We start from the raw sequence: 23,876 nt of genomic DNA, 5'->3' as shown, positions 1-23,876 counted from the left end.
AGTACACTCTCCCGATCCGATTAGTCGTATTAATGCGAAATACGGGACGGCCGCCGCCGTCCGGCGCTCGGTTTCTTTTACTTGGTATTCAACTTATCGCGAAGGTACCCGCTCCGCTTACAACGGCTTGCCATCGTCCATGAAGACGGCCGGATTGCCGCGCATCAACGTCTCGATCTGCCAAATCTCGATGCCCGCATCCTCCATCATCGGCACGATATTGGTCAGCATATGGTCGTAGCCCCAGCCGCCGTATCGGTGCAGGCCGTTTTTCAGGCAAATATCGTTCGAGACGAGGATCTGCTTCAGGTAGCCCCATTCGATCAGCGTCCGGATCGCTTCGACGCGCTCGATATCCCTGGCGAACCGCCCTCGCAGCACGCTTCTGTCCCGCTTGTCGGCGTAGAACTCCTTGCCGAAGTTGTCGAACTCCACGTAAACGCCGCGCTCCAGCAGCCCCCGCAAGTAGTCCATCCGGATATCCACGTCGATATGGTTGATGCAGATTTTGCCCGCGTCTGCGCCGTGACCGGTCAAAATATCGATGACCTCGTAGCCGTTCGTCTCGTAGAGATCGGTGTGCACGTGCAGGCCAAGCCCGGTTTCCTTCTGTACGAGGGCGGAGGCGATCAGCGTCTTGCGCTCGTTGGGATAGATGATCTCGCTGGTGCCGATCTCGCCGATGACGCCGGCTCTGACGGACGTGCCCTCCATCCCTTCGCGAATGTCGCCGAGCAGCTCCGACGCGATCTCCTCCACCGTCCTGGCATCCATATCCGGCGGGTGCGTCGCGCGGATATAATAGCCGCACCCCGCCACGATGTGAATGCCCACTTCTCTCGAGAGGCCGGCCAGCAGCAGCGGATCTCTGCCGATATCCCGCAGCGTCAGGTCGACGAAGGTGCCTCCTCCCGCCCGCTTGAACGCCATCAGCTCGTCGCGCGCGACCGCCGCCTCGTCCAGCACGGCATTGTCGAGCACCGCATATGGATTGCGCCGCAGCCGGCCGGAATTGGCGAGGCTGACCTTCTCGCGCAGCAGCGCTTTGGCCGAGATCTGGCTCGGCTCGGGAACCAGCGGCCGCAGATCGATGAAGGCATGCTCATGGGGCAGCACCCACCCCAGGCTGTCGGCGGACACGCGTCCAGTGACCGTCATGATGGCCATCTTATTCGCCCTCTTTTCCGCAGGCTGCCGTCATTTGGACGCGGCCCACTTCGCCACTTCCGCGGTGATGGCGTCCCCGCCGAGCTTCTTCCAGTTCGCGACGAAGTCGTCGAACGAATCGACCGAAGCGCCGCCCATGACGATTTTCGTAAACGTCTCGAGCTCCAGCTTCTGCAGGGTGGGCTGCTTTTCGACCATCGCCTCGGTCGGCGACGCTATGAATTCCGTCAGCTTCAAGCCGTCGTTTTCGTTATATTGATTGATGATCTCCTGGGCGCCGCCCACGTCGAATACGCGCGTATAGCCCCAGCCGCTCTGGTCGCCGGCCTTGAAATCGTTGATCGCCTTGTAAATGATCGGCTGGCCCGGCGCCTTCGGATCGAGCAGCGACTCGTCCTGCTTTTCGATCGCTTCCTTGACCCGTTTGTAGGCGTCCAGATTTTGCGTCGGATTGGCGCCCGTCACGAGCGCGTAAGCCCACTTTTGCACGTCGCCGTTCTGGCTGATCTCCGTCGCCGGATACTTGACGGGGTCCCAGCTGTTGTGGAAGGCGTTCAGCATCTTCACCACGGCTTCCGGATGCTCGGAGCCCTTGCGCACGGCGTAATATTGCGTGATATTGAATACGGTCTGCGGCTTGGACGGCTCGCTGTCGACCGAAGGCAGCGGGAGCGGCTTCCAATCCATGTTCGGATCGAGCTTGCGTCCCTCGCCGAATACGAGCGGCACCCACATCGGTCCGTAGAACAGTCCGAGCTTGCCCGAGTTGACGGCCTGGATCAGCTTTTCCGAGTCCTTGACGCCGAACTCGCGGTCGATCAGGCCTTCCTTGTACATCTTCTGCAGCTCGGCGAGCGCCGTCTTCACTTCAGGCTGGATGCTGCCGTACACGAGCTGGCCGCTCGCGTCCTTCACCCAAATATGCGGATAAGCGTGGTAGGCGTTAAAAAAGCCTTCAACTGCCGACATCCCGCTGCCAAGCTCCGGAATGCCGCCGTAAAATTCCTTGGACAATCCGAGTCCGTACGTATCCTTCTTGCCGTTGCCGTCCGGATCGTCGTTAACGAACGCCTGGGCGATCTTGTAGATGTCCTCCGTCGTCTTCGGCTCGGGCAGGTTCAGCTTCTTCAGCCAATCCGTCCGCACCCAGAGCAGCGTCGCGCTGTCCGTAGAGCCCGGATTGACCGGCAGCGCGAGCAGCTTGCCTCCGAACGTCGCGGCGTCCAGGCCGACCCCGCCGTCCTTCGCAAGCAGCTCCTTCGTCCGATCGGAGCCGTACTGCTCGAGCGGCTGCGTCAGATCTTCGAGCTGGCCGGCGTCGACCAACTGCTGCAGCTGAATGCCGCTAACCGGCATAATGTCGGGCAGCTTGCCGGATGCCATCGTGACGTTGAACTTCTGTGCGTACTGGGAAGGGTCGGTTACCCACATGTACTTGAGCTTAATGCCGAATTCCTGCTCGTAAAGCTTCGTCCAGGCATTCTGCTCGATCGTGTCACCGTTCTCGTACTTGACCGTCGGATCGATCGATCGGACGGCCGTCAGTTCGACGGGCGGGTCGATTTTGCCGAACGGATCCGCTTTTTCCGCACTGCTTGCCGAGCCGGTTGCCGTACCTGAAGCCGAAGCCGTACTCTCCGTCGTCGCCCCCGACGTCTGACCGCTCTCTTCTTTGTTCGTTCCGCTGCACGCCGATACGAGCACCATGGCGCCTGCCAGAACGGACATGAGTCCGACCTTTGCCGTCCGTCTTTTCATTGCCGATTCCTCCCGTTTCTATGTTTCTGTCGTCTTCTGCTTCAGTATAGAAGCAAGCCAGTCAGGCGGCTATTTGCCGATGTTGACTTCCTTGACATCTGTTGCGGTGTTCGGATCGCAGGCGTAAGGCCTGCGTTATTCGCCGTACAGCAGGCGATCCCTGTACTCCTGCGGCGTCATTTTGTATCGTTTCTTAAACGACCGGTTGAACTGCGGCGCCGCCTCGTATCCGATCCGCGACGCGACGTCCTGGATGCGAAGCGCAGGCTCGGCCAGCAGCGTCCTGGCCCGCTCCATCCGCTCGTCCGTAATATAGTCCGAGAGCATACGGCCGGTCATTCGCTTGTACAGGCGGGATAGATAGGTCGGGCTATGATGCACGACCTCGGACAGCCGGGTCAGCGACAGATCGCCGTGCAGATGGTCCTGAATATAGCCGTTCAACCGGACGACCAGTCGATGCTGCTGCGCCTCCTCGGACTGATCCTGGCAAGCCGCGCCGCCCTGTCCGGCCCCCGGCATATGTGCACTGTCCTGAATGAGCAGCGAACGCGCGCCTTCGCGGTCCTCGCCGAGCAGCGCGTTCAGATGGCGGAACGGCGCGGACATTCCGTTCCAGGGGACGGGCGCGCGTCCGATCGCGAAGGAGACGGACAGCCGCAGCATGCGGCGGCACGTATCCTGCACGACCTCCATGACGCCGTACATTCTGGACCTGAGATTGGCCCAGACTTCCTCCTCGGGGCGATCCGCCGTGGACCAGGTCGTGTCGCCGCCCTCGCCGCCCGGCTGGATGAACCACAGCAGCCGGCTCGAATCGAAGACGAGCGACACAAAATCGGCCGACGGCCGCAAATATTCCTCCGCGACGTTCTGGCAGGCATACAGAAGCAGCGAACGGTCGGCCTCGTCCGTCCCTTCCTTCCATTCGTCGATGCGGCCGACGACGAGCAGCGCCGGCTTGTCCGCCGTGAGCGCGATGCCGGCTCCCTTGAACAGGTCCGACCTGTCACCGCCCTCAACAAGCGGATCGAGCATCTGGCTGAGCAGGACGGCCGACCGCAGGGAGGATTGCTGCACGTACAGCTTGCTTTTTAATTCAGCCATGTATTTATCGCGGCTCTCCACCTGCTCCAACTGCTCGAGCGCCTTGCGGACGGCATCGATCAGCACCTGGTCGTCCTCGTTTTTTAACACGTAGTCGACGATGCCGCCGGAGCGGATCGCTTGCCGGGCATAGTCAAAATCGTTGTAGCCGGTCAGGAAGATTATTTTGCAGCGCGGCCAGGACCGCACGATGCGATCTTGCAGCTCGATGCCCGTCATGCCCGGCATACGGATGTCGGAGATGACGATATCGATGCGTACCCGCTGCAGACAATCGAGCGCCTCGTATACGTTATAGGCGCGATGCAGGGTGAGATCCATCCGTTCCGTCTCCGAGAGCAGTTGATGGATGCTGTTGACGATGATCGGTTCGTCGTCGACGATCAGGACTTGCGTCATGGCTGTTCTCCTCTTCCGCAGGGAATATAGATTCGTATCCTGGCGCCGCCGCTGTCGCCGTTGGTAGCTTCGATGCCGCCGGCGCTGCCGAACTTGAGCTTGAGCCGTCTCTGAATATTGACCAGGCCCGTCGTCTCGCCATCTTCCTTGTCTTTGAACAGCTTGCGATGCAGCTCGTCCTCCGCTTCGGCCGTGAAGCCTTTGCCGTTGTCCTCGACGGTGAAGTACAAGCGGTCTCCCTCGGTTTCGAACGAGATCCGGAGCCGTCCCTCGGTCACGACATCGCCCAAGCCATGCTCGTAAGCGTTCTCGATCAGCGGCTGCAGGATCAGGCGCGGCACTTTAATTCGTTCATACGACTCGGGGAGCGGGTCGAAGTCGACGCGGATGCGGTTTGAGAAACGAATATTTTGAATTTCAATGTAGGAGCTGATGTGACGGACCTCGCTGACGAGATCGACCTCCTCGAGACCGTTGCGGGTGATGTACTGGAAGTACTCGCCCAGGTTTTTGGACATCAGCTCGGCCGTGTCGTTATCCCCGTTGCGGATGAGCCGGTGAAGAATGTAGAAGCTGTTATAGAGGAAATGAGGCGCGATCTGCATTTGCAGCTGCTTGAGCTCGGACTGCTGAAGCCGGATCTTCTGCACGTACAGCTGGTCGATTAACGTCCTAAGCCGGTCCATCGTACGGTCGAATCGCTGGTACAAATAGCCGAACTCATCCTTGCGAAGCGACTGGAAGGCGGCCTCGAAGTTGCCCCGCTCGAGGTTGACGAACCGCCCGATCAGCTGCTTGAACGGCCGGTGGACGAGCAGATAGATGCTGTAAGACATGAGGATGATGACGATCAGAGAGGCGCAGATAAGCAGCCAGGACCATGTGCCGTACTTTTTCAGCTGACCGACGATGACATCCTTAGGAAAATAAACGATCAAGGACGTGTCCAGCACCATCGACTTTTCGTACATAGCCATGTAGGTATCGCCGCCGATGCGCAAGGTCCGGGTGAACGCCGTCTCGCGCTCCCTGTCCGCGGCCGTCTGCCGCATCACTTCGGGCAGCAGCTCGCGAAACGGATCGCGCGCGGCTTGCCAGCTGTCGCCGAACAGCACTGCGCCTCCTTGAATCGGCAGGGCGTCCAATGCGCGGCGCAGCGCAGGCATCGAGAGCTCGATATTTTGCACGAATTGCGGCGGCTTGACGGATGCGTCCGGCTTGACGGGGAAGTAGGGGTACGTCAGGTTGAGAAAAAGACCACCGTTCCAGTAAGTCAACGGAATCCCCCCTTCATAGATCGCCTGGGAGATATTCATCATGTCGGAAGCCACGCTCTCCGAATAATCCACCCCCTCCTTTGTCGAGAAGGTAACGCGGTTGGAAGGCACATACACGCTGATATTGGCGATGTACGCGCTCGAATCCTTGAACGCTTTTAGCCTGGCCAGCAGCGCGTTCGTCGCTGTAGTACGGTCGTAATCGTTCAAAATCGCGTATTGATTGCTCAGCTCGAGCAGACTTTCGTCGTTGATGAATTCCTGTTGGGTGCGGATGACGCGGCCCAGCTCCTGCTCCAGCGTCATGAAATAATAATGCATGGCGGTCGTGATCGAGTCCGCGATCTGACGCTGGACCTCCCGTTTGCCTTTTTCGTTCAGGGTGACGCTGAGCGCGAAAAGGGGGATCATAATGGCCAGCAGCGTGAGGAGAAGCTTGGGAAAAAGGGGGAATCTGCTGTTCGTGATCGCTCTCCAGATAGGGCATCCCTCCTCGGTGTGACCTCATCGTAACATGAAAAGGAACAGCGCGAATACGACATCATTCGACTGTTCCTATCTATTTTGAAAGACATGGAATTAATAGAAATCCGCTTCGATCGCGACCATGCCGCGGCCCGGCACGGACAATCGCACTTGATGTCCCTCGGGCAGCACCGGGACGCCCGGAAAGTCTGTCAGCGTCTCGATCCGCCGGATCGGCCGCCGCAGATCGAGCTGCGCGATCTTGTAGTTCATGGCCAGATTGCGAATGAGAATGCGCCAGCGGGACGCGGACATGCGAAGCGCGGTTAAGCGGATGTCCGCCTCGTTCTTCGTCGGTCTTGGCGCGCCGGTTTCGCTTAGCAGCGCCTGCACGATGCGCTCGTGGAAAGGCGCCTCGATCGGCGCGTAATACAGCGGCACGAGCCAGTTGTGGCTGTCGTTGATCGCTTTGTCCCGCTCTGGCGCAGCGCGCTGCACGGGCTCCTCGCGTATGGTCTCGAGCCAACTGCCATTGGCCGACCGGATTGCGCAGAAGCGCGCAGCCTGGATATCCGGGATTGCAAGACCTGCTGCATGGAGCATCACCGACAGCGTATCCGTCCGGCGTCCGGCGAGCAGGACGGAGCCGCCGCGATAGCCGAGTACGGCGGACAGCTCCGTCTCGGGCAGCAAATGCGCATGCGTTACGATGATTACGCCTTCGTGCGCGCCCAGATCCCGGACGTTAACGACGCTGTGCAACGGCGCTCCGCGCTCCAGCCATTCGTGGACCAGCTTGTGCACCGGCCATTCGCGCCTGTCCGCGTAGTCGGCGAGCGAACGATGAAGCACCGCATCGGACCAGACGAAGCTGGCACCCAGCGTCCGCTCCGGTAGGCCGTCGTAGCCCGCAGCCCACAGCCTCTCGATCCGGGCCCAGCCGTGGGCGGCGACATCGTCGCCGAGACAGGCGACGAACCCTTCCGTGCAGCGCCGGATACCATTTTGATCATACAAGTACAAATTGGAAAAACACAGGATGTCCCTGTCCAGCAGCGTCGGCGCATGGTTCAGCACATCCCACTGCTCGTACGTATCGTGAATGGCGTTCAGGCAGATGAGCTGCACGTCCGGCATGTAAGCTTTGAGCGACAGAATCGTCGCCATAAACTCCGTACACGGCTCGTAGTCCCAATCCTCGCCGCCCGAGGACAGCGCGGCGGCGCCCGCCTCCACGACAAAGCCGTCGATGCCGCAAGCGGCCAGCCGCTTGTAGTCTACGCCGTAACGATACATCGCCTCGAAGGGGTCGCGCGTCCAGGCGGTGTTGAGCACCGCTTTCTTGCCGTCCGCCTTCAGCGCCGTCATAATCTTGCGCCACAGCTCCGCCCATCGCCCGGCGTGAAAGTCGATCCACGCCAACCTGTGCCAGGACCAGATCTGCGCCGCGCGCCGCTCCATCGCCTCGGGGTCGCCTTCGCATGCAAGCTCGAAGCCTGCGGCCAGGCCCCGCTGCTGCATATACGCCTCGAACTGGCCGGTCATATCGTCCGAGTAGTCGATTTCGGCGATGCATAGCCGCGGACTCGTATAGCCGTCCGCGCCGTGATAGCCGTCGAAGCCGTAGTCGCGCATGACCGCGGTCAGGTCGCGGACGAACAGATCTTCGTAATACGTTCCGTCGCGGAGCCGGCGGAGCGGGTTGATCACCCTGAACGCTTCGCCCGATCTGCGCATCTCGTACAGCTCCGGATGGGCAGCGCACCATTCCGTAGGCCGAAGCCGCTCCGGATTATGCGTCTGGAACATATCGAAAAAGCTGCAATACACCTGCGTTCCGGCCCGCTGCAGCTCCCGCACGAGTCCCCGCAGCTGGAGGTTCGTCCAGGACTGCAGCATCCGCGATTTGCCGTAAGGCCTGGCCCCGTAGGAGCAAACTTCCGGCGGAAGCGGCTTCTCTACCGCCATGCCATCGTGCGTATGAATGAAGTCGGACGTAAACAGCAGCAGGGACATGGCGTCCGGGACGAAGCCCGCGTTTTCCATGTAGGCGCCTACGCCATAGTCGGACAACGTATTGTCGAAGCCGATCAGCTCGATCCAGATCCATTTTTCGTAATAAGCATGCATCTTCTTCGCTTCCCTTCTTGTCGGATCAAGCCTTGACGCTGCCGAGCACGATGCCTTTGACGAAAAACCGCTGCAGCATCGGATAGACGATCAGGATCGGCAGCGCCCCCAGCAGTATCTGGGCGGCCCGCGTCGTCCGCTCCGAGATCTCCAGCGCGGCGCTCAGGTTGGTCGGATCGAGCTTCATCGGATTGCTGTTGATGACCATCAGCTGCAGGTAGGTGGACAGCGGATATTTCTCCGGAAAATTCATATAGATCAGCCCGTCGAACCAGCTGTTCCAGTGCCCGACAAGCGTCAGCAGCGAGACGGTCGCGATGACGGGCAGCGACATCGGCACGATCATGGACCAGAGCGTGCGCCAGTGTCCGGCGCCGTCGATAAACGCGGATTCCTCGACCTCGCGGGGCAAGCCCCGGAAAAAGTTAAGCATCAGAATAATATTGAACACGGGAACCGCGACCGGCAGCACCAGCGCCCAGACGGAGTCGAGCAGGTACGTTTTGCTGACGGCGATATAGGTCGGAATGAGGCCCCCGCTGAACAGAATCGTCACGATAAAAAACCAGGCGTAGCGGGTGCGCGACCGGAAATCCTTGGTTTCCTTGGAGAGCGGATAAGCGCACAGGATCGACATCAGCATGTTGACGGTAAAACCGAGCGCGACCCGCTCCAGCGTAACGATAAAGGACGCGATAAACTCCTTTTTCTGCAGGATATACTTGTACGAATCGAAGGTCGCGTCGACCGGCCAGAACCGGACGAGACCGCCGGAGGCCGCAGCGCTGGAGCTGAGCGACACGGCCAGCACATGCAGCAGCGGGAATAGGCACATGAGAGACAATGCGATCAGGAATGCATAGTTAAGCGTCAAAAAGATTCTTCTGCCGACGGTGGCTGTCGCGTGCATTTGCCGTCCCCCCTTTTAGAAAATCCTGTAGTTGGCGTAGCGATACGCCATCCCGTAAGAGATCGAGATCAGCGCAAGCGACACGACGGATTTGAACAGGCCGATCGCCGTCGCGACGCCGAACTGCGCATCGACGAGGCCGATCCGGTAGATCAGCGTATCGAGAATGTCGCCGCTCTCGTATACGACCGGGCTGTACAGGTTGAACACCTGATCGAAGCCTGCATTGAGCACGTTGCCCAGGCTAAGCGTAGCCATCAGCACGATGATCGGCAGCATGCCGGGGAGCGTGACATACCACATCTGCTTCCAATGGCCTGCGCCGTCCACCGTTGCCGCCTCGTACAAGGCCGGATTGATCCCGGTAATCGCGGCGAGATACACGATGGTCGAGAAGCCGAATTCCTTCCAGACGTCGGAGAAGACCAGCACGAACCGGAACCACCCGTTGCTCCCCAGGAAGTAGATCGGCTCGAAGCCAAGCCATACGAGCAGCTCGTTCACGATGCCGGTGGACGGCGAGAGGATCTCGACAAGGATCCCGCCAAGGATGACCCACGAGAGGAAGTGCGGGAGGTAGATGAGCGTCTGCACGCCTCTTTTGACCAGGACCGAACGAATCTCGTTAAGCAATATCGCGATGGCGAGCGGCACGATCAGGCCGGCTGCCATCTTCATCAGCGCGATGCTCACCGTGTTGCGCATCACCTGCCAGATATCGGGCATATCGAGCACGTAGCGGAAGTTGTCCAGGCCGACCCACTTGGAATTGAACAAGCCGTTGATCGGGACGAACTTCTGAAAGGCGATGACCACGCCGGCCATCGGAAAATAGCTGTAGACCAGCAGGAGAATGACGCCGGGCAAGAGCATCAGATGCAGCGGCAGCTCCCGTTTGCGATAGTTTGTTTTCATGTTCTCCTACCTTCCTGACGGTGTGGCGTATCTAATTCAAATTATAAGAGAGCGCCCGCACCCCTTCTATTTGCCGTTGTTGCCTTCCTTGACATCTGTTGCTGCATTGCCCCGATAGACGGAAAACGCCCCTCCTGCAGCCGGTTGGCAGCGGGAAGGGCGTTAAGGTTTCGATGCTATCTAGAGAAACGGATCGGGGCATGCGGGTCATGCGGTCAATCAGCGACGAGCCTGCACCGTACGCGCGTATTCCGAGGGAGACATCCCCGTCTCGTGACGGAAGTGGCGCGAGAAGTTGTGCACGGTCGGATAATGCAGCACGGCGGCGATCTCCGTAAACGTATGCAATTGCTCGCGGATGAGCGCCTTGGCGCGTTCGATCTTGAGCTGCCGGTAGTACCTCATAATGCTGAGCCCCTTGCACTTCTTGAACAACGCGAGCGCATGCGTCTTGCTCATATGAAAGTGACGGCAGATCAGCTCGAGCCGCACCTGACCTTCGACATTCGCTTCCAGATAGGCGGCCATCCGCGACGCGAGATCCGCCTCGCTGCGGATCGTGACGGCGCTGGACAATCGCTGCTCGCGCGCCGGCTCGCAGCCCGCTTGGTACAGGTCGATCAGCAGCAGCTCCAGGTAGAGCTTGATCGACTGCTCCGCGCCGAAGAGTGCGTCAGGTCTGCGCAGCAGCGTATGGTCGAGCGGATCGTCGTATGGCGGCCGGAAGGCGGCGAACCCGCTGCGGATCAGCTGTGCAAGCAGCTCCTTCTGCCGTTCGTTCAGCGTTAAAATCCGATTGTTAAAGTGAGCGATGGCGGGCGACGGACATTCAAACGAGACGATGATGACGTTGGGGGACCGTATGCCGTTCGCCCAGACGCCGTGGAACTCGCCGGGCTTGTGGAAGATGACGTCGCCTTGCCTCAGCAAATAGCCTTCCTTATCCGCGAATACTTCCAGCTCCCCTTTGTCCACGTAGACGAACTCCCAGAAATCGTGCTTCTCGCCTTCGAACTTGAAGTCGGGCGCGAACTCGAAGTAATGGAAGGACACGAGTCTGCGGACGGCAAATTCGATCTGGAGCTTGGTCCGCGGATAGGCGATGCCAGGCGCATGGTCCGCGGATATGCCGATTCCTTCTGTTTCGCCAGCTTCGTCCAAGCCGTCTTCACCCGCGATAGAGCGCTCTTCCTGCCCTCCTAATACCGATTCGGCCCTATCCTTCCGCTTGTCTGCATATTCAGCGGCTTCCATTTTCACACCCCCGCGCCCGGAATCCCTCTCATTTGTCACTCATTATAGCATCCTGCGAGGATGACGCGTAGTTCCGGCACATTTGCTACAAGCCGCGCTCTTTTTGATAAATCGCCTGACACCCCCCGACGCTACAATAAAAACGGATGGGAATACAATCGTCCCATAAGCCAAGAGGAGCTGATGGATCATGAACGTACTGGCCGTAGGCTGCCACCCCGACGATCTGGAGATCGGATGCGGCGGGACGCTTGCCAAGCTCGCCAAGCAGGGGCATTGCGTGACGATGGCGCATGTAGCCAACGGAAACAAAGGTCACCGTACGATACCGCCGGAAACGCTTCGAGATATTCGTAAAGAGGAAGCGCGTCAAGCCGGCGCGTTGATCGGAGCGGAGGTCGTAAGCCTCGACATCCCCGATTTGTCGGTGAAGGCCGACCAGGACGAATTGATCGAGGCACTCGTGAGCCTCATCCGCCGCGTGCGCCCGGATTTTATCATCACGCATCCGCCCGAGGACTATATGAAGGATCATATGGAAGTATCGCGTGCCGTTTTCGATGCCAGCTTTGCCGCCTCCATCTCGCACTATGCGCCGGATTCCCCGCATCCTTTTCACGACAAAGTACCGCCGATCTACTACATGGATACGCTCGCCGGCGTCGGTTTCCTGCCCACGGAGTATGTCGACATCACCGGCGAGATCGAGGTCAAGATCGCCATGAACGATAGCCATCAGAGTCAGATCAAGTGGCTGTACGAGCATGACGGGATCGATTTTCTCGACTTCGTGAGGACCGTCTCCAAGTTCCGCGGCTTGCAGTGCGGCGCCGGCTATGCGGAGGGCTTCAAAGCCTGCCAGGCATGGCCGCGCATTCCGACGCAGCGATTGCTGCCGTGAAGCTGTCAAGAAGATGGCAAGAACGTTTTTTTGAAAACGAACCCTTATGACCACTTAAAAGGAGCTGCTAGAATGGATCTCATGACGACGATAAAAGGCTCGCTGCTGGAAAATTTCTATCCCGAAGGCTGGGATCTGGCCCGGATCGACGCCTGCTGCGCCCAAGCCCCCGATACGATCGGCGAGCGCCAGCCGTTCTGGCATCCGGCCTTCGCGCCGGTAGGCTGCGCGGATGTCGGCGAACTCGACGTTAAACTGGGACATGCCATCGCCCTTGAAATTCGCACGGCCAAGGAGCAAGGCCGAAAACTGGCGATGATCCTGCCGGCCGGCCCGATGGGCATGTATAAGTGGACCGCCTACTTCCTGCGGCAATGGGGCACGGACTGCGGACACCTTCACACGTTTAACATGGACGAATGGAGCGACGCGGAAGGCCGGACGCTGCCGTCCGACAATCCCGGCTCGTTCCAGTACGCGATGGAGCAGGCGCTCTTCCTCCCGCTCGGCGAGCTCGCCGTGCCGGAGAGTCAACGGAACTTTGCCACGGCCGACAACCTGCCCACCTATGCCGGCAAGATCGCGGCGCTCAAGGCGGAAGGCGCCGAGCTCATCACCGTGTTCGGCATCGGCCGCGCGATGCACATCGCCTTCTGGGAGCCCCACTTCGGCGGCGAATTCGCGGACGATGCGGCCTGGGCGGCCGCGACGCACCGCGTCGCCGCCCGGCTGCATCCGCTGACGATCGAGCAGAACGCCATCACCAGCTTCAAAAGCCGCACGACGCTCGTCCCTTGCCGCGCCAACACGATCGGCCCCGGCCTGTTCCTGCAGTCCGACCGCATTCTCGGCGGCTGCGACGGCGCCCTCGGCCGCGGCATGCAGTGGCAGGGCCTCTCGCTGTGGACCACGCTCCGCCACGGCCCCGACCGCTGGCTGCCGTCCACCTTTATGCCGACGCTGCCCGGCACGCTGTTCTATCTGGAAGAGCTGGCGGGACCGCTTGGTGCAGAGATCAACTGAATCGGCCGCCCTTTAAATAACGGGAGGAAGCAGCGCTTGGCGCTGTCTCCTCCCGTTTTTGTGCTGTGTTTTGTGCTGTGTTTTGTGCTGTGTTTCGTGCTTTTTTCGTGCTTTTTTCGTGCTCTTTTCGTGCTCTTTTCGTGCTCTTTATATGCTTCGTTTTTCGCTGCGGCTTGTTGCGGCAGATAAAATTCATGCCAACATTTGTCTGACATATTCGCCTCTTATATTGAATGCAGCACCCCACTACAGCTCAATATCGAGAGGAGATCGATTCCATGAACAAGAAAACAAAAAAAATCGCCGTTACGCTCGTTGCCCTGGCCGCATTCGGCTTCGGCTCCGTCCAGCTCGCCCTGGCCGATGCGGACGGGGGCGCAAGCGGCCGGAATCAAGCTTCCGCAGCAACGGCCACGCCGACGACTACGGGAGCTGCAGGATCGAATACCGCCAAGCCTTCGGCATCCGGACAAAAGAGCTCTGCTCAGGCAGGTCAAGGACAGGCAGCTCAGGGGCAGGCGAATGCCGGCCAGAAAAAGCCGCGGCCGGCTCCGCGCGAACGCGGTCCGGGGCAAGCCGACGCAAGACAAGGAAGCGGTCAACGGGATGGCAGTCAACAAGGCTCGAATTGCGACCGGCAAGCCGGAGCTGCACCGTCCGGCAAGGCATCGTCGGAGGCTGCGCCAGCCGCAACGGCAGCCACGAGCGCGGTCGATGCCAATGGATATACGATCACGATCGCGGGCGGCTATGAGACCGACCCGGCTGATCACGGCCGTCCAGTGGCGCTCATCGCGGCCGCGCTCGGCGTGCCGGCCGAGACGTTCCGCGAAGCGTTCAGCGGCGTGACGCCTGCCGGCGCCGACAGCGGCGGACCGACCGAAGCGGAAGCCAAGTCTAACAAGGCGGCTCTCCTGAAGGTGCTCGCTCCATACGGCATCACGAACGACAAGCTCGATGAAGTGTCCAACTACTACCGCTACAACGGAAGCAAAGGCGAGGTATGGAAACGGACGCCCGCCGTCCTGGAAACAATCGTCGTAAACGGCGTCGTTAAAGGCGTCAAAATCGTGAATCCAGGTGCCGGCTACTCGTCGACGCCGACCGTGACGATTGAAGGAAAGGGCGCCAAGCTGACGGCCAAGGTCGAAGTCTCCTACACGACGGACTTCTCTGAGAACGGCAGTATCAAGACTGTCACGTTGCAATAACGGTCCTTGACCGCCAGGCTTCGACGCAACGCACAAACCGCATTGACGCAACATTGGCAAAGCTCAGCCGATATTGCATCGATGCGGTTTTCTTGACCTTGATATCGTCGAGTAACGCTGTCCAGCGTCTCTTGACCCGCAGCACACTCGTTTCCCCGCCAAGTAACGCTGTCCAGCGTCTCTTGACCCGCATCACGCTCGTTTCCCCGCCAAGTAACGCTGTCCAGCGTCTCTTGACCCGCAGCACGCTCGTTTTCCCGCCAAGTAACGCTGTCCAGCGTCTCTTGACCCACAGCACACTCGTTTTCCCGCCAAGTAACGCTGTCCAGCGTCTCTTGACCCGCACACGCTCGTTTCCTCGCCAAGTAACGCTGTCCAGCGTCTCTTGACCCGCAGCACACTCGTTTCCCGGCCATCTAGCTCTATCCGGAGCTTCTTGCCCGCAGCACCTTCGTTTCCCCGGCCATGTTGCTCTATCCGGAGTCTCTTCGCCTCAGCCTACTCTTTTCACGACAAAAATGGCCGCGCCACCACTATGAGAGGCATCGGCCGTACATTTTACTTTCATACGCCGCTGCGATGGGCTGCGAACCACGACAGCACGTCCTGCAGCATTGCCTCCGTGAACGTATGGCCGACCCCTTCGTACTCGGTCACGACGAAGCGCTCCGGGCAAGACGCATACGCATCCGCGAGTGCCGCGCCAAAACGCCTTGCCCCATCGGGCGGCACGTGGCCGTCCTGCGCGCCGTTCAAGAACCGAATCGCCGGCGCGTGGGCATACAGCGCGGCGTTCGTCAGCGGATTGCATCGCCGATAGCAATTCCAGGCATACGTGTCGGGCTCGCTCGGCGCCTCGTCCGAGCCCGGACGAAGCCAGTCCGGGGTAGAAATACATGCCGCCACCACCCGGATGCGCCGGTCGAGGCCCGCCGCCGTCACCGCGATGTCGCCGCCCATCGAGATTCCGCCCGCCAGAACGACGCCGTCCAGACCGAACCGCTCAAAGGCCCAATCGATTACGCGCGGGTATTCTTCGGCCGTAAGGGCGATCATCGGCCAAAAGTATCGCCGTTTGTTCGCGCCGAGCTTCTGCCGGAACGCCTCCGGCGTCTCGCGCATACGGTCCCCGTGCTCGTAAGGATCGTAGGAGACGGCCGTAAATCCTGCATCCGCAAACAGACGCAGATGCTCGCGCAGCTTGTCCTTGCTCCCCGACAGTCCCGGCAGCCAAACGACCAGATCACGGCCTGCGCCTGAGATCGGTCGTTCCCAGATTAACGGAATATGATCCACTGTCTCGACGCCGCCCGCGCTGCCCCGATCCTCTTGCTTGTCTCCGCTCATGCCGCCTGCTCCCCCGAATCACTTTGGATTTGATATATTTCTTGCGGCATTTTTGCGGTTACGCCCGTACGGGAACGAATCGCCTGACCGCGTAATTCTCATCGTCGAATAAATAGTTCCATCTTCATCGCGCATTTCCTCCTTGGCGGCTTGTCTCTTAGCGCTTGCGCAAGCTACGGGTCGGCAATTCTCCGTTCATAAGGGCGTGACTGCGTTGATTTATCGGACATTATCGGGAGCGACGGCCGGCGGTCTGCCTTCTCTCGCTCACGGCCGGCTCGACATAAACCCGGGTCACGGCGCCATCCACGATCTCCAGCGCGTTCAATTGGTAGCCGTACGAGCATCCGCCGTCGATGCCGATCTTGTCGCCGCCGAACCAGACGTCCGGCTTGTTATGCAGCTCGATCCCTTTGGTATGGCCGAAGACGACCGTCTTGCCGGCCTTCACCGGATGCTTGTAGAACGCCTCGCGGATGAACAGATAATCCATGACGCTCTGCTGCCGCCAATTCCGGATATCCGGATTCAGCCCGGCGTGCACGTATATGAAGCGGTCGTCCTCGTAGTAATACTGCAGACGTTCCAGGAAACGAATATGTTCCTCGCAGCAGGACAGGATACGCGCACGATACTCTGCGACTCGCTCTGGCACGATTTTCGACGGATGCCCCGCGCCTAAATAGCTTGCGATCGCCTCGGCGCCTCCCTTTTCGAAAAACTTGCGAAGCTCCTCCGGATGCGCCTTCCCCTGTATGACCCGGACGAAACGCCGATCGTGATTGCCCTGCAGCGCGATCGCGCCGGACTCTCTGACCAGACGCCGGACGAGAGCGACGGCCTGCCTGCTCCGGGGGCCGCGGTCCACGTAATCGCCCAGCAGGACGAGCTGGTCGCGAGCCGCGTCGAAGCCGCATCTGTCCAGCAGGCGCTTCAACTGCTCCGCGCAGCCGTGAATGTCGCTGATCGCCAGTGTACGCGTCTTGTTCATGACGCCCGCACCTCCTGTGGCGGGAATCGCCTTCGCAGGCATTGCGCATGCGGGGCGAATCACCCGAATTTTGTTCCGCTTGTCCTTCTTTACCCGGGACGGCGCGATCCGTACGCATGAGAGGCATGCTTCATCCCCCGCCGTTTGTCATAAGCGTCCGAAAACGAGCGCGCGCAGGCAAAAACGGCAAAGCGGCCGCGCGCGCAAATGCGCGGCCGCCGCTTCGCCTGGCTTCTCATCCTTGTCGAACTTATTCCTATTTCAAATAAGGACCGTCCGTCCCGATCTTGCCCGGCGCCGGGTTGCCCGGCAGATCCAGCACGTACACCCGCAGGTTGCCCTTGCCGGACAGCGATACGGACATCGTGCCGTTCGTTACCGTCTTGACGTCGCCCGTAATCGCATCCTTATAGGTTCCGTTCGGGATGCCCGTGTAGCTGGCGGAGCCGCTGATCGTCACGAGCGCGAAGCTGTCGACGCCCTTCGCGCTATCCGTGAACCGGCGCTTGAATGCCATGCCGCCCGAGATGCCGTCGGTGGAATACTGTCCCTTCTGCAGCGCCGGAATCTGGCGACGGATCATGTTGAGCCGCTGCAGATGCTTAACGAGCGGCTGCTGCAGCGTCGTCGCGACTTGGCCCGTCGCAGAAGCGACCTGGCCAAAGCCGGAGGCGACGACCGTGCCTGCCAGATGGTCGCCGAAGTAAGCGCGGCGCGTCGTCGCGAGCGGGCAGGAAGAGCCGCAATCGATCGTCTTGCCGGCCTGGAACTCGATCTCGTCGCCGTACATAATCGTCGGGATGCCGCGGAACGTCCACATCAGGCTCATATTTTCCGCCCACGCATCCGTGCCGCCGTTGTAAGCCGTGCTCGACTTGTTCGGCCCATAGTCGTGACTGCTCACGTAGACGACGTTGTAGGTCGCGTCGTTGTACGAGTCGTCAGAGTCCTTGCCGTTGGTAAACGCATTGTACGCGTCGCTAAAGTTCATATGCATGCGCATGTCGATGACGTTCATGCCCGAAGCCTGGCTGTGGTCGGGCGTATGATAGTTGTTGCCCTGCAGGAACGCGTTGTTCGAGGTCGGCTGGTTCGCCGTACCCTGCTGCTGCTCGTAGTTGTACATCTCGAGCGATGCGGCCGCATCGTCCGCACTGTACGTCTGGCGCTCCTTCCACGTATAGAACTGGGCGGAATGGTTCACCGAGCCGCGGTTCCATTTGTCGTTGACGAAGGCGGCAACCTCGCCGAACATGAAGAAGTTCTGTCCGTTCGCGCCGAACTTCGTCGCTGCGTGGGTCTGCGCCGCCGGCAGGAAGCGCCTGTTCCATGTCGTGCGCGGGATATGCACCGCCGTATCCAGCCGGAAGCCGTCAACGCCCATATCGATAAAGTTGTTGTAGGCGCCGATCAGGTAGTTCTGCACCTGCGCGTTCTCGGTGTTGAAGTCCGCCAGGTCCTCGTGCAGCCAGCAGCTGCGCGCGTCTTCGCCTTCCCAGTTGCCGATCCAGCACTGGTGATAGAGCGAGGACGGGAACATGCCGGACGTCGGACTCGGCCATTGGCAATTGTAGATGCGGTAGCCTTCCGAGCTGTAATTGTTCGTCGGCGTGCCCCAGTTGCGGCACGTATTGCCCGCCGGCTCGGCCGTCGACCATAGGTCGCCGTTGTATGTCTTGGCGGAAACGCCCGTCGGATACAAGCCGTCATATTCCTGTCCCGGAATTTTTTCGTCATAATACCAGCTCCATTGCGTGTCGCGGATGCCGAAGACAGTCGGGGTGAACAAGCCCTTGGCGCCCCAGCGGCTGGAGTGGTTGTAGACGACGTCCTGGAAAATCTTGATTCCCTTGTTATGCGCGGCATTGATCAGATCCTGATAGCTCGCTCCCGACGATTCCAGACGCGGATCGACGCGGTAGAAGTCGTAGCCGTGATAGCCGTGGAAATCGTAATCCGAGCGATTAAGCACGACCGGCGTAATCCAGATGGCGGAGAAGCCGAGCGCCTTGATGTAATCGAGCTTCTCCATCAGGCCCTTGAAGTCGCCGCGGAACATCGGATCGTTGTTGGCCGCATTGCCCGACTTGACGTTGAGCTGGCCGCCGCGGTTGTTCGACGTATCGCCGTCGTTGAAGCGGGCGGTCACCACGAAGTAGATCGAGTCCTCGCGGGCATCTCCGCCGAGCGGCGTGCCCCCGGCGGGCGGCAGCGGCGCGTCGCCCGTCTTGGCCGTGGCGGCCGCGCTGGCTGCCGATTTATTGGCAGGCACGGCCTTGTCGTATGCTTTGACCGTGTAGGTGTACGTCGTCTGCGCTTCCAGATTGGACTCCGAGAAGCTCGTCTGCGTCGTCGTGTACGTCTTCTGTCCCAGCGTGCCGCCGGTGCGCGTGATCTCGTAACCGTCCACGCCTCTGCCGCCCGCATTGTCCGTAGAAGCGGTCCAGCTAAGCGAGATTGTCAGGTTGGTCGCCGTAGCGGTCACGCCGGTCGGCACCGAAGGCGGCGTCGTGTCCGGCGGGAGCGGCTGGCAAGGCGCGACTGCATTCGCGGTCACGACGCCGTCCCTCACGGTCGTGATGCCGGTCCCGATCGTGTAGTTGTTGCCGTTGTTGTTGTCCCAGGTCGTGCCGTTGTTGAACGCGGCCTTCATGGAGGTCGCGCTCCCCAGATCGACCGTAAGCTTGGTCCAGTCCGTGCAGGCTTCCTCGCTCATTGCGACGCCGGGAGACGTCGTCCAGGTACCGCCCGTCGGCGCGTAATGCAGGTTGACCTGCGTCCAGCCGCGGGTCGTCTTGTAATAATAGACCGTGGCCTGATTGCCCGTGCCCGCCGCCGAAGTCGTCACGGACAGCGCCGCCGACTGCGCCGACTTGTTGCCCGCAACGTCCTTGGCCAGCACGGTGAGCGAATAGGCCGTCGAGGCGGTAAGTCCCGTGAACGTATAGGCGGTCGCCGTCACGTTGGCATCGACGAGCACGCCTCCTTTGTACACCTCGTATCCCGCTATGCCGCTGCCTCCCGCGTTGTCCGTACTCGCCGTCCAGGAGATCGAGATTGTCGTATCCGTCTTTGCCGTCATGGCGAGTCCGGCCGGGACCGAAGGCGCTGTCGTATCCGGCGTCGTCCCCGCCGGCGCGCCTGCCGTGATGACGCCCGCATTGTACGTCCACGTGCCGATGCCGAACAAATAATTGTTGCCGTTGTTGCTGTCCCATTGGCCGAGACCGTTGTTAAAGCACGCTTCAAGCTGCGTCGCCGAGCCGATGTCGATCGTCTTCTTGGCGTAGCCCGTCACCTCGGCCGCGTCCATCACGACGCCTGGCGCAGTCGTCCAGGTCCCGCCGGCCGGGCGGTAATGGATGTATGGCGTCGTATAGCCTTTTTTGTAGTAAACCGTTACCTTGTTCGTCGCGCCGGGCGCGTTGGTCGTCACCGCGATCGCGGCGCTGTCTGCCGACCAGTTGCCGGCGTTGTCCTTGGCCCGCACCGTGTACGAATACGCCGTCGAGGCGGTCAGCCCGGTATCGGTGAAGGACGTCCCCGAAACAGCGGTGCTTATAGCTGTGCCGTTGCGGTACACCCCGTAGCCTGCCAGGCCGCTGCCCCCGGTGTTATCCGTGCTGGCCGACCAAGAGAGGGACACCGTCGTATCCGTCTTGGCCGTGCTGGCCAAATTGGCGGGTACGGACGGCGCGGTCGTATCCGGCGCGTCTGGATTCGTATCCGTCCATGTCGTGCCGGTATACCAGCCTTCCTTGTCCCGCAGCAGTCCCGCCTGCCCGGAAGCCGGCGTCTGATGATTGCTGCTATCCTTGAAAATCACCCGTGCGCTCGTCGCGCCGACGATCGTGTAGGCGTACCAACCGCCGCTCTCCGCCGTCATCGCGGGCGAAGATGCCCAGACGGGCTCGGAGACGGCCGGACTCGTCTGGTAATAATACAGCTGCGGCGCGCCCCATCCGCTCGGCGGCTTGAAGTGCACCTTCAGGTCGGTGCCCGCCGCCTCCGCCGACCGATCCGACGCGACCGGGCTCAGAATCGACAGCACGAGCATGACCGCCGCCACGAGCCCCAGCCATTTTTGCCTGCTACCTCGTCTCATTCCTTCATTCCCCTCTCTATGATCCTGCCGCTCTAATTAATGCGCTTACATTTAATGTGAAGCCGGTTGGCGTTCACGCACCTCCTTCTTCATTCCTCAATTGCGAAAACGTTTGCACAAATACCAAAACGTCGACTTTGAAACGGTTAAGCTGGGCCCAATCGAATCGTAGCATCCCGATTGCGGGCGCGTCAACAATTTTTTGAAACCGGTTTCCCTAATGGGTGTGACAAGAACAAAAAAACGGGATCAAGCGGCATTCTGCGCCGCTCATCCCGTCTAGCTCATCGTTCGCTTGCCTTATACAGCATCGGATGCATACGCTCCGCAAGCCGCTCGCCGATACGGATCATGCCGTGCGCGCCGGGATGCAGCAGATCGTGCGAAAGTCCGCGCCAGTCGTCCAGCAGCTCGCTGCCGTCCGCATAAGCCAAACTCTCGAAGCCGCTGTCCTCTACGATCGACCGCAGCACCTGCCTGTACGCCTCGCTCGTCGCGCGGACTTCACGGCCCGGCCATGTCCAGCCGAGATCCGGAAATCCGGTGAATAAGCCTACGCACAGCACGGGCTTGTCCGGATTCGCGGACGCGATTGCAGTGACCATCGCTCCGGCGCGTTCCGCGAACGCATCCGCGGTCACGCCTTGATTCAGCATGTTCACCGAGAGGCAAAGCGTCGCGATATCCCAATCGCGACGGCCCGCGATATGCGCGGCGATGGCCGGCTCGCAATGCGCGCTGCCCGGAACGCCGAGGTTCAGCGGATCGAGGCCGAGCCGCCAGGCGGCCTGCGCGACATAGGTGGCGTCCGGCGATGACACCGAGCCGCCGTAGGTGATCGACGTGCCGTAAGCAAGATAGCGCAGCCCCGGCTTTTCGTCCGAGCGCGGCGGGCGAATCGAATCTCCCCGAATTTCCAGAAGATGGACCTCGCCGCCGTGGACGAGGATTCGCCATACCGGGCCGAACGACTGCCGCGGCACGCCCTCCCGCCAAGGCGAATCGAACTGAAAGCGAGGATCCCGAGCGCCCAGCGTCAACGTCTCCGGCTGCTCGCCGATCGTCCGGTCCTCCACCCAGTAATCGCCGTAATAGATTTGTACGGCGCTCGGCCCGCCGTAGCTGGCGAGCGTCAACTGCGCCTCGCCGGCCTCCGCGACGAACCGGATCTCGTTCAAAGCGGCTTTGCGAATTTGCTGCTGCCCGCCCTCGGCCAATCCCTCGCGCACGGCCTCCGGCACGCGCTGCAATAAATAACCCGGTCTGCCTTGAATTTCAACCAACGCTTCGACGTTATGCAACTCCGCTTGCCATGCGATCATCGTCATTCCTCCCGCCAATGTTTATTCGCAGCCTGCTCCGCATGAACATCGATTCATTCGATCCTTTGCCCCGGCAGTCTGCCAACCTTCCTCTTTCTCTCGCCAAACAGCAAAAGGACTGCCGTCTCTGACGGCAATCCTGGCCTCGCGCTTATTTGGACTTTTTCAAAAATTCATTGTGCCTGCTCACCATGGCGGCGATCGTCGCATCGAGGTTCTGCGAGCCGAGGAAATACTTCTCGTATTCCTGGGAGCGAAGATCCATGACCTCCTGAGGCACGGAGCGGACGAAGGTCGGCGTCTTGTTGTCGAAGATGACGTACATGAGCGAGTCCTTGTCGTACGTGTCGGCCTTGTCGCCGAGCATGCTCGTCAGCGCGGCGTCCTGATCGGCGTCCTTGGAAGCCGGCAGACGCCCGCCTGCGGCCATCGGCGCCATGCCTCCGTCCGCGTACCACTTCAGGAATTCCCAAGCGGCCGCCTGGTTTTTGGACTTGGCGTTGATCGAGATGTAGTCGCCGAGGCCGCCGCGCGTCATGAAGCCTTCCGCGTCGTCCTGAAGACGGGGCACCGGCGCGAACGCGATTTTGAAATCGCGCGGATAATCGGTGAAATTGTTGGAGCTGCGGAGCAGCCAAGCCCCGATGTTCAGCATCGGCACCTCGCCGCTCAGAAACATCTGCTCGACCGGCATCTTGCTCGTCAGCTGCTCGCCGAGCGGCGGCGTCGTCTTGTCGTCCTTCATCATACCGTTCAGCGATTCGAGCCACTTGCGGACGAGCGGATGATCCAGGTTCGAGGTGCCGTCGGCCTTCGTGTAGCCATCCTTCGACAGCACGGCGTCGACCGGATCTGCGTACGGCTCGGTGTTCTGGATAAAGCCGTAGCCGTCGCCTTTCTTGAGCTTCTTGGCGTACTCGCGCATCTCGTCCCAGGTCCAGTCCTTCGGAACCGTAAGCCCGGCCGCGTCCAGGGCGTCCTTGTTCAGCGCCACGAAGTACGAGCTTTTGGTCGTCGGCATGCCGTAATATTTGCCGTCGATCTTCCAGCCCGCGGCATCGGCCCCCATTTTTTCGTCGATGTTGTAATCGGAATACGGGCTGAGATCCGCCGCAAAGCCGGATTCGACCCGCTTGGCCGTCTGCGACAGCGTGTAGTTGACGAAGAGGTCGACGTCCTGTCCGGTCATCATCGCCGTGTCGAGCTTCAGATTGCCTTCGTCGTCATTGACGTAGCGCACGTATTCGATCTGGATGTCCGGATGCGCCTTGTTCCAATTGTCCATGACCTCCTGCGGGCCGGCTTCGGGCGGCACCCCGCCCCACATCTTCAGCTTTACCGTGCCGCCGCTCGCCTTCGATCCGGCCGAAGCCGATGAAGACGCTTCCGATTTGCCGCTTGCCGAAGGACTTGCGTTATTGCCGTTATCGTTTCCGCAGCCTGCCATTACGCCCGTTACGAGCGCCAGCGAAGCGATGCTTGCCAGCCAGCCTTTTTTTCTCACCAGAGACGCCCTCCCCGAATGAACCGTTGTTGTTGTGTGCAAATCAAGGATAACAGGACGGCAAGGCGGTCCATAAGTAACAGATTCATG

The 23,876-nt window shown here is 60.4% G+C and carries 16 protein-coding genes; 3 read left to right on the top strand and 13 right to left on the bottom strand.

Annotated elements, in window-relative coordinates:
• Positions 1–117: 117 nt before the first annotated feature.
• The 8 genes from ACFSR7_RS03045 to ACFSR7_RS03010 form a co-directional block, all read right to left on the bottom strand.
• Entirely contained in the window at positions 118–1,167 is a 1,050-nt protein-coding gene (locus ACFSR7_RS03045; protein ID WP_378158974.1) for a phosphotriesterase family protein, read from the bottom strand.
• A gap of 30 nt (positions 1,168–1,197) precedes the next feature.
• Positions 1,198–2,925: an extracellular solute-binding protein gene (locus ACFSR7_RS03040; RefSeq protein ID WP_378158972.1), complete on the bottom strand. Its 1,728-nt coding sequence runs from the start codon at positions 2,923–2,925 to the stop codon at positions 1,198–1,200.
• A 135-nt stretch (positions 2,926–3,060) separates the two neighbouring features.
• Entirely contained in the window at positions 3,061–4,431 is a 1,371-nt protein-coding gene (locus ACFSR7_RS03035) for a response regulator transcription factor (RefSeq protein ID WP_378158970.1), read from the bottom strand.
• Positions 4,428–6,119 carry a sensor histidine kinase gene (locus ACFSR7_RS03030; protein ID WP_378158968.1) on the bottom strand — a complete coding sequence of 564 codons (1,692 nt, stop codon included), beginning with the start codon at positions 6,117–6,119 and terminating at the stop codon, positions 4,428–4,430. The genes ACFSR7_RS03035 and ACFSR7_RS03030 overlap by 4 nt, the downstream gene beginning before the upstream one ends.
• 168 nt (positions 6,120–6,287) lie before the next feature.
• Entirely contained in the window at positions 6,288–8,303 is a 2,016-nt protein-coding gene (locus ACFSR7_RS03025; RefSeq protein WP_378158966.1) for a hypothetical protein, read from the bottom strand.
• A 25-nt stretch (positions 8,304–8,328) separates the two neighbouring features.
• Positions 8,329–9,213 (bottom strand): carbohydrate ABC transporter permease, encoded by an 885-nt coding sequence (locus ACFSR7_RS03020; protein ID WP_378158964.1) that lies wholly within the window; start codon positions 9,211–9,213, stop codon positions 8,329–8,331.
• A gap of 15 nt (positions 9,214–9,228) precedes the next feature.
• The gene (locus ACFSR7_RS03015; RefSeq protein ID WP_378158963.1) at positions 9,229–10,128 is read right to left on the bottom strand and encodes an ABC transporter permease; all 900 of its coding nucleotides are present in this window, start codon (positions 10,126–10,128) and stop codon (positions 9,229–9,231) included.
• Positions 10,129–10,347: 219 nt separating this feature from the next.
• The gene (locus ACFSR7_RS03010; RefSeq protein WP_378158962.1) at positions 10,348–11,382 is read right to left on the bottom strand and encodes an AraC family transcriptional regulator; all 1,035 of its coding nucleotides are present in this window, start codon (positions 11,380–11,382) and stop codon (positions 10,348–10,350) included.
• 190 nt (positions 11,383–11,572) lie between these two features.
• Here ACFSR7_RS03010 and ACFSR7_RS03005 point away from each other — a divergent pair, with 190 nt between their 5' ends.
• The 3 genes from ACFSR7_RS03005 to ACFSR7_RS02995 all read left to right on the top strand — a co-directional run bounded on the left by ACFSR7_RS03005 (position 11,573) and on the right by ACFSR7_RS02995 (position 14,517).
• Entirely contained in the window at positions 11,573–12,283 is a 711-nt protein-coding gene (locus ACFSR7_RS03005; RefSeq protein WP_378158961.1) for a PIG-L deacetylase family protein, read from the top strand.
• Positions 12,284–12,355: 72 nt separating this feature from the next.
• Positions 12,356–13,306, top strand: coding sequence for a sugar phosphate isomerase family (locus ACFSR7_RS03000; protein ID WP_378158960.1), 951 nt, complete (start codon positions 12,356–12,358; stop codon positions 13,304–13,306).
• Between the two features lie 278 nt (positions 13,307–13,584).
• Positions 13,585–14,517 carry a hypothetical protein gene (locus ACFSR7_RS02995; protein WP_378158959.1) on the top strand — a complete coding sequence of 311 codons (933 nt, stop codon included), beginning with the start codon at positions 13,585–13,587 and terminating at the stop codon, positions 14,515–14,517.
• Positions 14,518–15,081: 564 nt separating this feature from the next.
• Here ACFSR7_RS02995 and ACFSR7_RS02990 read toward each other — a convergent pair.
• The 5 genes from ACFSR7_RS02990 to ACFSR7_RS02970 form a co-directional block, all read right to left on the bottom strand.
• The gene (locus tag ACFSR7_RS02990; RefSeq protein WP_378158958.1) at positions 15,082–15,864 is read right to left on the bottom strand and encodes an alpha/beta hydrolase; all 783 of its coding nucleotides are present in this window, start codon (positions 15,862–15,864) and stop codon (positions 15,082–15,084) included.
• Positions 15,865–16,093: 229 nt separating this feature from the next.
• Positions 16,094–16,855 carry a metallophosphoesterase gene (locus tag ACFSR7_RS02985; RefSeq protein ID WP_378158957.1) on the bottom strand — a complete coding sequence of 254 codons (762 nt, stop codon included), beginning with the start codon at positions 16,853–16,855 and terminating at the stop codon, positions 16,094–16,096.
• Between the two features lie 256 nt (positions 16,856–17,111).
• Positions 17,112–20,960, bottom strand: coding sequence for a carbohydrate binding domain-containing protein (locus ACFSR7_RS02980; protein WP_378158955.1), 3,849 nt, complete (start codon positions 20,958–20,960; stop codon positions 17,112–17,114).
• Positions 20,961–21,244: 284 nt separating this feature from the next.
• Entirely contained in the window at positions 21,245–22,282 is a 1,038-nt protein-coding gene (locus ACFSR7_RS02975) for a GDSL-type esterase/lipase family protein (RefSeq protein WP_378158954.1), read from the bottom strand.
• Positions 22,283–22,433: 151 nt separating this feature from the next.
• Positions 22,434–23,786, bottom strand: coding sequence for an ABC transporter substrate-binding protein (locus ACFSR7_RS02970; RefSeq protein WP_378158953.1), 1,353 nt, complete (start codon positions 23,784–23,786; stop codon positions 22,434–22,436).
• Positions 23,787–23,876 lie beyond the last annotated feature (90 nt).

Origin of the sequence: Cohnella sp. GCM10020058, from assembly GCF_042683485.1 — a bacterium.
GTDB lineage: Bacteria > Bacillota > Bacilli > Paenibacillales > Paenibacillaceae > Cohnella.
This window is presented reverse-complemented; position numbering and strand designations above follow the sequence as displayed.

Excerpts from the sequence above, each read along its gene's own strand:
- ACFSR7_RS03045 (WP_378158974.1), bottom strand. The coding sequence starts at position 1,167 with ATGGCCATCATGACGGTCACTGGACGCGTGTCCGCCGACAGCCTGGGG.
- ACFSR7_RS03040 (WP_378158972.1), bottom strand. The coding sequence starts at position 2,925 with ATGAAAAGACGGACGGCAAAGGTCGGACTCATGTCCGTTCTGGCAGGC.
- ACFSR7_RS03035 (WP_378158970.1), bottom strand. The coding sequence starts at position 4,431 with ATGACGCAAGTCCTGATCGTCGACGACGAACCGATCATCGTCAACAGC.
- ACFSR7_RS03030 (WP_378158968.1), bottom strand. The coding sequence starts at position 6,119 with ATGATCCCCCTTTTCGCGCTCAGCGTCACCCTGAACGAAAAAGGCAAA.
- ACFSR7_RS03025 (WP_378158966.1), bottom strand. The coding sequence starts at position 8,303 with ATGCATGCTTATTACGAAAAATGGATCTGGATCGAGCTGATCGGCTTC.
- ACFSR7_RS03020 (WP_378158964.1), bottom strand. The coding sequence starts at position 9,213 with ATGCACGCGACAGCCACCGTCGGCAGAAGAATCTTTTTGACGCTTAAC.
- ACFSR7_RS03015 (WP_378158963.1), bottom strand. The coding sequence starts at position 10,128 with ATGAAAACAAACTATCGCAAACGGGAGCTGCCGCTGCATCTGATGCTC.
- ACFSR7_RS03010 (WP_378158962.1), bottom strand. The coding sequence starts at position 11,382 with ATGGAAGCCGCTGAATATGCAGACAAGCGGAAGGATAGGGCCGAATCG.
- ACFSR7_RS03005 (WP_378158961.1), top strand. The coding sequence starts at position 11,573 with ATGAACGTACTGGCCGTAGGCTGCCACCCCGACGATCTGGAGATCGGA.
- ACFSR7_RS03000 (WP_378158960.1), top strand. The coding sequence starts at position 12,356 with ATGGATCTCATGACGACGATAAAAGGCTCGCTGCTGGAAAATTTCTAT.
- ACFSR7_RS02995 (WP_378158959.1), top strand. The coding sequence starts at position 13,585 with ATGAACAAGAAAACAAAAAAAATCGCCGTTACGCTCGTTGCCCTGGCC.
- ACFSR7_RS02990 (WP_378158958.1), bottom strand. The coding sequence starts at position 15,864 with ATGAGCGGAGACAAGCAAGAGGATCGGGGCAGCGCGGGCGGCGTCGAG.
- ACFSR7_RS02985 (WP_378158957.1), bottom strand. The coding sequence starts at position 16,855 with ATGAACAAGACGCGTACACTGGCGATCAGCGACATTCACGGCTGCGCG.
- ACFSR7_RS02980 (WP_378158955.1), bottom strand. The coding sequence starts at position 20,960 with ATGAGACGAGGTAGCAGGCAAAAATGGCTGGGGCTCGTGGCGGCGGTC.
- ACFSR7_RS02975 (WP_378158954.1), bottom strand. The coding sequence starts at position 22,282 with ATGATCGCATGGCAAGCGGAGTTGCATAACGTCGAAGCGTTGGTTGAA.